Origin of the sequence: Promicromonospora sp. NPDC057488 (assembly GCF_042802395.1) — a bacterium.
In the GTDB taxonomy this organism is placed as follows: Bacteria; Actinomycetota; Actinomycetes; order Actinomycetales; family Cellulomonadaceae; genus Promicromonospora.
Genome location: NZ_JBHVEG010000206.1, coordinates 1 through 9879 on the forward strand (window position 1 = coordinate 1; position 9879 = coordinate 9879).

9 protein-coding genes are annotated in these 9879 nt (G+C 73.8%); 8 read left to right on the plus strand and 1 reads right to left on the minus strand.

The features are described 5' to 3' along the window. Positions 1-62 precede the first annotated feature (62 nt). From ACFU5G_RS26500 to sigJ, 3 genes are all read left to right on the plus strand, one after another. Positions 63-971 carry a diacylglycerol kinase family protein gene (locus ACFU5G_RS26500; protein ID WP_377251490.1) on the plus strand — a complete coding sequence of 303 codons (909 nt, stop codon included), beginning with the start codon at positions 63-65 and terminating at the stop codon, positions 969-971. Positions 972-1215: 244 nt separating this feature from the next. After that, complete coding sequence (locus ACFU5G_RS26505; protein ID WP_377251492.1) at positions 1216-1851, plus strand: carboxymuconolactone decarboxylase family protein; 636 nt, start codon at positions 1216-1218, stop codon at positions 1849-1851. Next, positions 1851-2741, plus strand: a complete 891-nt coding sequence (gene sigJ / locus ACFU5G_RS26510; RefSeq protein WP_377251494.1) for an RNA polymerase sigma factor SigJ — start codon at positions 1851-1853, stop codon at positions 2739-2741. Before ACFU5G_RS26505 ends, sigJ begins: the two co-directional genes overlap by 1 nt. A gap of 64 nt (positions 2742-2805) precedes the next feature. Here the strand turns inward: sigJ and ACFU5G_RS26515 are convergent, their stop codons facing one another. Next, positions 2806-3567, minus strand: a complete 762-nt coding sequence (locus ACFU5G_RS26515; RefSeq protein WP_020013856.1) for an IclR family transcriptional regulator — start codon at positions 3565-3567, stop codon at positions 2806-2808. Between the two features lie 313 nt (positions 3568-3880). Between ACFU5G_RS26515 and ACFU5G_RS26520 the strand changes: the two genes are divergently transcribed. The 5 genes from ACFU5G_RS26520 (at position 3881) to ACFU5G_RS26540 (ending at position 9771) form a co-directional block, all read left to right on the plus strand. After that, complete coding sequence (locus ACFU5G_RS26520) at positions 3881-5170, plus strand: cytochrome P450 (protein ID WP_377251496.1); 1290 nt, start codon at positions 3881-3883, stop codon at positions 5168-5170. A 79-nt stretch (positions 5171-5249) separates the two neighbouring features. Next, a complete protein-coding gene (locus ACFU5G_RS26525; RefSeq protein WP_377251498.1) occupies positions 5250-6872 on the plus strand; it encodes a Re/Si-specific NAD(P)(+) transhydrogenase subunit alpha in 1623 nt (540 codons plus the stop codon). Continuing rightward, the gene (gene pntB / locus ACFU5G_RS26530; RefSeq protein WP_377251500.1) at positions 6869-8284 is read left to right on the plus strand and encodes a Re/Si-specific NAD(P)(+) transhydrogenase subunit beta; all 1416 of its coding nucleotides are present in this window, start codon (positions 6869-6871) and stop codon (positions 8282-8284) included. Before ACFU5G_RS26525 ends, pntB begins: the two co-directional genes overlap by 4 nt. 159 nt (positions 8285-8443) lie before the next feature. After that, entirely contained in the window at positions 8444-8854 is a 411-nt protein-coding gene (locus tag ACFU5G_RS26535) for a hypothetical protein (protein WP_377251502.1), read from the plus strand. After that, a complete protein-coding gene (locus ACFU5G_RS26540; RefSeq protein ID WP_377251504.1) occupies positions 8851-9771 on the plus strand; it encodes a ketopantoate reductase family protein in 921 nt (306 codons plus the stop codon). The genes ACFU5G_RS26535 and ACFU5G_RS26540 overlap by 4 nt, the downstream gene beginning before the upstream one ends. Positions 9772-9879 lie beyond the last annotated feature (108 nt).

Genomic DNA, 9879 nt, shown 5'->3' on the forward strand with positions numbered 1-9879 from the left:
GTGTCAGACCTACAGGTCACCAGGGTGACCTGTAGGTCTGACACCTCCGGTAGGTTGCGCGCATGACCGATCAGGCCGGGCACATCGCGGTGCTCGTGAACCCCGCCTCGGGGCACGGCGTGGGCGTCGACAGCGCGCGCGTCGCGGTCGAGCGGCTGCGCGCCCGGGGCGCCGACGTCCGGGTCCACCAGGGCGCCGACGAGCGCGAGACCGTCGCGCTGGGCCGGCTGGCCGTCGCCGAGCGGCCCGACGTCGTCGTCGTGGTCGGCGGGGACGGCACGGTCTCCTCGGTACTGGGTCCCCTGCTGGAGTCGGGCATCCCGCTGGCCGTGGTCCCCGGCGGCACGGGCAACGACCTGGCCCGCGAGCACGGCATCCCCCTGGACGACGCCGCGGCCGCCGCCGACCTCGCGCTCGACGGTGCCCGCCGCCGCGTCGACACGGGCACCGTCACCGCCGACGACGGCACGGTGCGGCACTTCGTCACCGTGCTGTGCGCGGGCCTGGACTCGCTCACCAACGAGCGCACCAACCGCATGACCTGGCCCAAGGGACCCGCCCGCTACCTGGCCGCGATCTACCTGGAGTGGCTGCGGCTGCGGAGGTTCGCCTACCGGCTGGAGCCGGCGGACGCGCCGGTGCTGGAGCAGGACGGGTACATGCTCGCGATCGGCCTGACCCGCACCTACGGCGGTGGCGTGCCGATCTGCCCCGGCGCCGACCCGGCCGACGGGCTGCTCGACGTCACGCTGGTGCAGGCGATGGGCCGGTTCCGGCTCCTCGCGTTCGACGCCCTGATCAAGTCCGGCCGGCACGTCGAGCGGCCGGAGGTCACGACGCTGCGCACCTCCGCCGTCCGCCTGACGGCGCCCGCGGGCCTGGTCACGTACGCGGACGGCGAGCCGACGGGCCCCGTGCCGGTCACGATCGAGGCCCACCACCGCTCGCTGACCCTCTGCGTCCCGGCCTGACCCGGTCTGACCGGGGCCGCGGCCGGGTGTCCTCCTTGAAGCCTAAGTTTCTCCCCTTTGCGGCGACCCAAAGCGGAGAAACTTAGGCCTCAAAGGGGATGGTCGACGACGACGGCCGGACGGCGAGGGCGCCGGTCCGCCCGGCCGACGGCGGTGTGACCCGGGTCACCGTGCGCCGGTGTCACGTCCGGCGGGCCCGCGGTGTCTGGATGGGATCACCCGTGTCGTGGAACGGAGCCCGATCATGTCCAGCACCCCGAACTCCAGCACCCCGAGCCCCAGCTCCCCGCCGCGCGCCGTCAGCAGCCGGGTCAGCGCTGACCTGCCGAGGACGCTGACCAACCGCGCCATGGCCGCGTTCTCCCGGTGGCGGTACGGCGCGCTGCTCGACCCGCTCGTCGCCGTCGGGCACCACGGGAAGGTGACCCGCACCTATGCGCTCACCGAGCTCGGCGTCGGCGGCTGGAAGGCGCTCGACCCCGGCCTCAAGTCGCTCGCGGTCATGGCCACCTCGGTGTCGATCGGCTGCTCGTGGTGCGTGGACTTCGGCTACTTCGAGGCGGAGCATGACCACGTGGACCCCGCCAAGCTGCACGACGTGCCCGCGTGGCGGTCGAGCGAGCGCTTCACCGACCTGGAGCGCGACGTGCTCGCCCTCGCCGAGGCCGCGACGGCGACCCCGCCGACCGTCGACGACGCCCTCGCCGCCCGCCTGACCGGGTCCCTGGGCGCCGAGGCGTTCACCGAGCTCGTCGCGATCGTGGCCGTGGAGAACCTGCGCAGCCGGATCAACGCCGCGATGGGCCTGACCGCGCAGGGGTTCAGCGACCGGTGCGAGGTGCCGATCGCAGGCCCGCTCGCCCAGGTGGGCGAGGCGTAGTGCACGACGCCGATCTCGCGCTCCCGTTCACCGAGAACCGTCGCCTCCTGTTCACCGTCGCCTACGAGATGCTCGGCGCGGCCGCCGACGCCGAGGACGTGGTGCAGGAGGCGTGGCTGCGCTGGTCGGCCAAGGACCGCTCCGACGTCGAGGACCCACGGGCCTACCTGGTGCGTGTCACGACCCGGCTCGCGCTGAACAGGCTCCGCACGCTCCGGCGGGCGCGCGAGACCTACGTGGGCCCGTGGCTGCCGGACCCGATCCTCACGACGCCCGACGCCGCCCTGCCCGTCGAGCGTGCCGAGGAGGTCTCGCTGGCCCTGCTCGTGGTGCTGGAGACGCTGTCGCCCGTGGAGCGCGCCGTGTTCGTGCTGCGCGAGGTGTTCGACCTGTCGTACCAGGAGATCGCCGACGTCCTCGACCGCGAGCCCGCCACCGTGCGGCAGACCGCGCACCGCGCGCGGGAGCACGTGCGGGCCCGTCGTCCGCGGTACACGCCCGCCGGCCCGCAGCACGCGGAGGCCACGGAGCGGTTCCTGGCCGCCTGCTTCACCGGCGACGTCGCGGGCGTGCTCGCGGCGCTCGCCCCCGAGGTGGAGCTCGTGACCGACGGCGGCGGCGTCGTCCGCGCGGCCCGGCGGGTCATCCGGGGCGCCGACAAGGTCTCACGCGCCCTGGTCGCCTTCGCCGGCGACGCGACGGTGGGCCGCATGGAGTGGGTGCCCGTCGAGATCAACGGGGCGCTCGGCATGCTCGCGCTGCTCGACGGCGAGCCCGCCATGGCGACGGTCGCCGAGTACGGCACGGGGGACCAGGGCGGCCTGCTGGCGCGCGTCATGGTGTTCCGCAACCCGGAGCGCCTGGCCGGGCTGCGCCGGCTGCAGGGCTGAGCCGGACGCAGCATCGACCCAGGCGCGGCACCGAACGCCGGCCGCCGCACCCGGCGGCCGAGGATCAGATCCCGGTCAGGTCTCCCGCGACCAGGCTCAGCTCGCGGCGCGCGTGCGGCGGCACGACCTCGCCGGGGATGCTGAGCCCCACGGCCCACGCCGTGTCGTCGCCGGGGCGGCGGGGCACGAGGTGGGCGGCGCAGGCGATGTCGTTGCGGAACTCGCCGTGCTCCTCGACGACGGCGTCGGGGCGCAGGCGGGCGAGCTGGGCGTCGAGCGAGGTCATGTCGGCGGCGGTGCGCGGCGTGAACTTGCGCATCCCGGCGTCGACCACGAGCTCGTGGCGCTCGCGGCGGGACATGCCGAGCAGCAGGGCCTTGCCGAGCGCGGTGGCGTGCGCGGAGACGTCGAGCCCGCGCTCCAGGTCCTCGATGTACGGGGAGCCGGGGGCCTCGGCGTAGTCGACGACGACCACGCGGCCCGCACTGATACGTCCCAGGTAGGCGCTGTAGCCGCTGCTCTGCGCGAGGTGACGCAGCACCTCGCGCGTGTTGGGGCCCCGGCCGAGCGAGCCGAGCTGCTCGTAGAACCGGTGGCTGACCTGCTCGCCGACGTCGTAGGTGCCGTCCTTGAGCCGGGTGACGTACCCCTCGTAGGCGAGCGTGCGTACCAGGTGATACGTAGTGGAGAGGTTGAGCCCGCTGCGCCGCGCGATCGCCTTGACCGGCAGCCCGGGGAACCGGGTGACGACCTCGAGGACGCGGAATGCGCGGGCAACACTCTGTACCAGGTCGTCCGGGCGTTCCCGCTCGGAGTCCAGTGTCACGTGCCCCCCTTGCTCGTCGGTGGAGGCCGACGGTGTCTTTTTTGCGACGAATATCGTAACCGGATGGGTATCGACACGGTGGTGCGAGGGTGCGACAGTTGTCTGCCCTCGCAGACATGTTAGCCACGGGTGTGGCGGAGGTCACGGAACACGGTTGGGTTCACCCTGCGCGATCGAGGGCGACTGCACAGAGACGGTGAATCTATGAAAATACCTGAACCGGGTGATATCCGACAAGTACCCCACGTGCGGTGGGCCGTGCCGGAGACCCGGCCGTGGCACCCCGCACCGTCCGCCGAGAGGGCCCGCCGTAGTGCTCGATGACATCCACAACACGCAGGACCGGGCCTGGCGGGGCACCCGACCCTTGCGGCTCGACGCGGTCTCCCGCCTGACGCCGCTGGTGGGGGCCTCCGCCCTGCCCGACCCGCGCGAGCTCTACGACGAGCTCGAGAAGCAGTGGGGCGAGATCGCCCCGGTCGAGCTGGAGCCCGGCGTCCCCGCCTGGCTGGTCATGGGGCAGCGGCGCGTCTACGACATCATGCGCAACGAGCACGTGTTCGCCACCAACCCGCAGCTGTGGAACGGGCACGCGCGCGGCGGCCTGCCGCGGACGTCGGGCCTGCGGCCCGCCTTCACCTCGCAGCAGCGGTTCTCGGCCAACCACGCCGACGGTGCGCTGCGGCAGCGCCTGCGCGAGCCCCTCGACGACGCGTTCGAGCAGCTCTCCGAGCCCATCACCGCGGCCAAGGTGCGCTCCTTCTGCAACCTGCTCATCGATCGCTTCGAGGACCGGGGCCGCGCCGACCTGATGCTCGAGTACGCGTCGGTGATCCCGTTCCTCGTCATCGCCGACATGATCGGGTTCGACCCGGAGGACGGGCAGCACCTGTTCGACCTGACCCGCCGTGTCGCCGGGGGTGGCGCCGACGCCGCGCCCTCCGTGCACGAGGTGGACCGCATGCTCGGCGACCTCGTCGCGCTCCGCCGGGAGCACCCGCGCCGGGACCTCGCGAGCTCGCTCCTGGCCCACCCGGGCATGCGGGACGACGTCGAGGTCACCCACACCCTGCTCACCGTCGCCTACTCGGGCAACCTGGCGCTGACGGCCTGGGTGGCCCAGACCCTGCTGCTCACCCTCACCGACGCCCGGTTCTCCGGGCGGCTGCACGGCGGCCGCATCGACCTGGACAGCGCCATGGACGAGGTGCTGTGGCGCTCCACGCCCACCATCCACAGCCTGCCCCGGTTCGCCCGCCAGGACGTGGTGCTCGACGACAAGCTCGTCGCGGCCGGCGACCCCCTGATCCTCGCGATCCACGCTGCCAACACCGACCCGCGCATGGACACCGGCGACCCGTGGGACCACGTGGGCAGCCGGGCGCACGTGTCGTTCGGCACCGGCCCGCACGCCTGCCCGGCCCCGCGCACGGCGCGCGTGATCGCCCGGATCGCCGTCGAGACGATCCTGCGCCGGCTGGACGTGCTGCTGCGCATCCCCGCGGCCGACGTCCGGTGGGAACCCACCCTGTGGATCCGCCAGCCCGCGAGCATCCCGGTCACCTTCCCCGTGCCCGTCGAGAAGGCCGGGCCCGAGACATAACACCGGGCCCCTGGGCAGGTGGTAGTGCCCGGCGGCGAGGTCGCGGCGGTAGGTTGCGTGGGTGAGCAAGGAGGGTCACATGCGCATCGGCGTACCGGACGACGGCGGGCCGCTCGTGCCAGCCACCCCCGCGACCACCGGCCGGCTGGTCGGCCTCGGCTACGAGGTCGCCGTCGCGGCCGGCGCCGGGGCGAGGGCGGGCTTCCCCGACACGGCCTACGTGGCCGCGGGAGCCGCCGTCGTGCCCGACGCCGAGGCGTGGGCTGCCGACGTCGTCGTGCTCACGCGGGCGCCCGACGACCTGACCGGGCCCGGCCCGGCGGCCCTGCGCCCCGGGGCCGTGCTCGTCTCCCAGGTCGCGCCCGGCGCCCGGCCCGACCTGGTGCGCGCGCTCGCGGACCGCGGCGTCACCGCCCTGGCCCTGGACGCCGTGCCGCGCATCTCCCGGGCGCAGTCGCTCGACGTGCTCAGCGCGCTGTCGAACGTCGCGGGCTACCGGGCCGTCGTCGAGGCCGCCGCCGAGTTCGGCGGCATGTTCGCCGGCCAGGTCACCGCCGCGGGCACCACCCCGCCCGCGAACGTCTTCGTGATCGGCGCGGGCGTGGCCGGGCTCGCGGCCATCGGCGCGGCGGGCAGCCTCGGCGCGCAGGTGCGTGCCTTCGACGTACGCCCCGAGGTGGCGGAGCAGATCGAGTCCATGGGCGCCACGGTGGTCCGGGCCGACGACGCCGCGCAGCAGGTCAGCGCCGACGGCTATGCGTCCGCGCTGACCGCCGACCAGGAGGCCGCCGCCCTGCGTGCGTACGCCGTCGAGACCGCCGGCGCGGACATCGTCGTCACCACGGCGCTCGTGCGCGGGACGGCGCCCACCACGATCACCGCCGAGATGGTCGCCGGCATGCGGCCCGGGAGCGTGGTCGTCGACCTCGCGGCCCCGGGCGGCGGCAACTGCGAGCTGACGGTACCGGGGGAGCGCGTGGTCAGCGACAACGGCGTCGTGGTGCTCGGGTACACCGACCTGCCCGACCGCATGCCGCGGCACACCTCGGAGCTGCTCGGCACGGCCGTGGCCAACCTGGTCCAGCTCGGCACGCCCGGGCGCGACGGCGTCCTGGCGCTCGACCCGGACGACGTCGTCGTGCGCGGCATGACCGTGGCGGCCGGCGGCGAGGTGCTGTGGCCGCCGCCCCCGGTGGCGGTCTCGGCGCCGGCCGCGCAGTCGGTGGGCGGGCCTTCGGTGGTCGAGCCTGTCGAGACCTCGCCGGGGTCTCGACAAGCTCGACCAGCGGGTGGTGGGGGGTCTCGACAAGCTCGACCGACGACGGGTGGGGCTCGACCAGCGGGCGCGCGCGTCGTCCTTGTCGCCCTCGGCGCCGTCCTGGCCGTACTCGCCGTCGCCGCGGCCCCGCCGGACCAGGCGACGCACTTCACCGTGCTGGCCCTCGCCGTCGTCGTCGGGTTCTACGTGATCTCGCACGTCAGCCACGCCCTGCACACCCCGCTGATGTCCCAGACCAACGCCATCTCCGGGATCATCCTGGTGGGCGGGATGCTGCAGATCGGCTCGGCGGACCCGGTGGTGACCACGCTCGCCGTGCTGGCCTCGGCGGTGGCGAGCATCAACATCTTCGGCGGGTTCCTGGTGACCCACCGCATGCTCGGCATGTTCCACCACAGCCCCGCCGACGGGGGTGAGCGATGAGCGTCGAGTCGGTCGTCCAGGCGGTGTACCTGGTCGCGGCGGTGCTGTTCGTGCTGTCGCTGGCCGGGCTGTCCCGGCAGGAGACCGCGCGGCGCGGCGTGCTGCTGGGCATGACCGGCATGGGGCTCGCCCTGGTGGCGACGGTCGCGCTGGCCCTCGACCGGTCCGAGCGGCCCGTCGGCGTCACGGCCGGGCTGATCCTGCTCGTGCTGCTGGTGGGCGCGGCCGTCGGCACGTGGCGCGCGCGCACCGTCGAGATGACGCAGATGCCCGAGCTCATCGCGCTGCTGCACTCGTTCGTCGGCGCGGCCGCCGTGCTCGTGGGCTTCGGCTCCTACCTCTCCGAGCCCGCCACGAGCGGGGCCGACGCCGGCCAGACCGTCCACCTGGTCGAGGTGTTCCTGGGCGTGCTCATCGGCGCCGTCACGTTCACCGGCTCGGTGGTCGCGTTCGGCAAGCTGTCGGCCCGGCTGCGCTCGTCGCCGCTGCTGCTGCCGGGCCGCAACTGGCTCAACCTCGCCGCGCTCGTCGCGTGCGCGGGCCTGCTCTGCTGGTTCCTGGTGGCCGGCCCGGCCGGCCTGGTGCCGCTGCTGCTGATGACCGTGGTCGCGCTGGCGCTGGGCTGGCACCTGGTGGCGGCGATCGGCGGCGGCGACATGCCCGTCGTCGTCTCCATGCTGAACTCCTACTCGGGGTGGGCGGCCGCGGCCGCCGGGTTCATGCTGGGCAACGACCTGCTCATCATCACCGGCGCGCTGGTCGGCTCCTCGGGTGCCATCCTCAGCTACCTGATGTGCAGGGCGATGAACCGCTCGTTCGTCAGCGTGATCCTGGGCGGGTTCGGCGCAGAGGCCCCGGCGGCCGCCGCGGGCGGACCGGCCGAGCCGGGTACCTACCGGGAGACGACGGCGCTGGAGGTCGCCGACCGGCTGACCGCCGCTCGGTCGGTGATCGTGGTGCCGGGCTACGGCATGGCCGTGGCGAAGGCCCAGTACCCGGTGGCCGACCTCGTGTCCCGGCTCACCGCGCGCGGCACCACCGTGCGGTTCGGCATCCACCCCGTGGCCGGCCGGCTGCCCGGGCACATGAACGTGCTGCTCGCCGAGGCGAAGGTGCCGTACGACCAGGTGCTCGGCATGGACGAGATCAACGACGACTTCCCCGGCACCGACGTCGTGCTGGTGATCGGGGCCAACGACACCGTGAACCCGGCCGCGCAGGACGACCCGGCCTCGCCCATCGCGGGCATGCCCGTGCTGGAGGTGTGGCAGGCCCGCGAGGTGGTCGTCTTCAAGCGGTCCATGGCCACGGGCTACGCGGGCGTGCAGAACCCGCTGTTCTTCCGCGAGAACACCGCCATGCTGTTCGGGGACGCGAAGGAACAGGTGGAACTGATCGTGCAGGCGCTGTGATCGGTCACGACCAGCACCTTTTGCATTCCGGTGGCCATCTGTGGGTGAATTGACGGTGACGCGCTGACACCGCGCGGTAACGAGTTGGTATAAAGGGGCACGCCGGGAAAGTCCGGCGTAGTCCCTCAGTGCGGAGGCCGAGTGTTGACACGCTGTCTCGTGACCGGAACGGCCGCGATCGTGGGGTTCCTGGTGCTTGTGGCGACCACGGAGCTCTTCTGGTTCGGGCCGCCCTCCGGCGCGCACAATGCCGGTGAGATCTTCGCCTCCGTCGGCGGCGCCGCGCTGACCGTCCTCACCTGGGCCGTCGTCGGCTGGGGGGTCGCGCGGATCGCGCGGGCCCTGCGCCTGACCCGGGTGTCCGTGCTGGTGGGCCTGCTGGCGCCGGTCGGCGCGATCGTCGCCTTCACTCTCTCGGTCGAGCTCGACGCCTGGTCCACCGGGTTCGGCGTGCTGGCGTTCGCGTCGGCGTCGGCCGGTGTGCTGGTGACGATCCGCCGCCGCAGGTCGGCCGACCCCGCCGTGCTCCCCGAGTCCAAGGGGCACCCTCCGGTACGGATGGCCGCGTGAGCGACGTGCCCGTCGCGGTGGTCGGCCCCGGCGCGATCGGCGGGCTGATGGCCGCGCTCCTGCAGCGCGCGGGGCACGACGTCACCGTCGTCGCCCGGGAGGCCACCGCCGCGCACATCGCCGAGCACGGCCTCGACGTCGTCTCCGACATGTTCGGGTCGTGGCACGCACCCCTGGCGGCGTCCACCACGGTGCCGCGCGGCGCCCAGGTGCTGGTCGCGGTCAAGGCGGACGGCGTGGCCGCGGCCGCCGACCTGCTGCGCGACGCCGACCCGGCCGAGGTGCTCGCCCTGCTCAACGGCGTCGAGCACATGGGGCCGCTGCGCGCGGCGGCGCCCGGTGCGCGCGTCTTCGGCGCGACGATCGCCGGCCAGACGCGCCGCACCCCCGTGGGCGGCCCGGACCCGGCGACGGTCACGCACTCGTTCGACCTGCTCACCATCGTGGTGCCCGACGCCGCCGCGGACCTCGGCCTGACCGTCGCCCTGCGGGACACCGGTGCGGTGCTGCAGACCGGCGGCACCGAGGCCGAGGTGCTCTGGAAGAAGCTGCGGTTCCTGGCGGCCCTGTCGCTGCTGACCTCGACGTGGAAGACCGGGATCGCCGACGCCCTGGACCGCGACCCGGCGCTCACCGCCGCCCTGCTGGACGAGATCGCCGCCGTCGCCACGGCCGAGGGCGTGCCGTCGACCGGCGCGGACCTACGCGGGCAGCTCGCCGCGATGCCGCCCCTGACGGTCGGCTCCCTGGAGGCCGACCTGTCGGCCGGGCGGCCGGGCGAGCTCGATGCGATCGGCGGCGCGATCCTGCGCGCGGGCGGTCGGCACGGCATCGACCTGCCGGTGCTCACGAAGACGGTGGACCGGCTGGCGGCGTCGGCCGCCCGCGGGCGCCGGCCGGCGACGCCGGCCGGCTGACGGGCCCGCCGGGAGACTTCGGCCCGGCGCGGCCTCCCCGGTTCCCCCAGCTTTTTCGGGGCCTAAGTTTCTACGATTTGAGGCGACACAAAGCGAAGAAACTTAGGC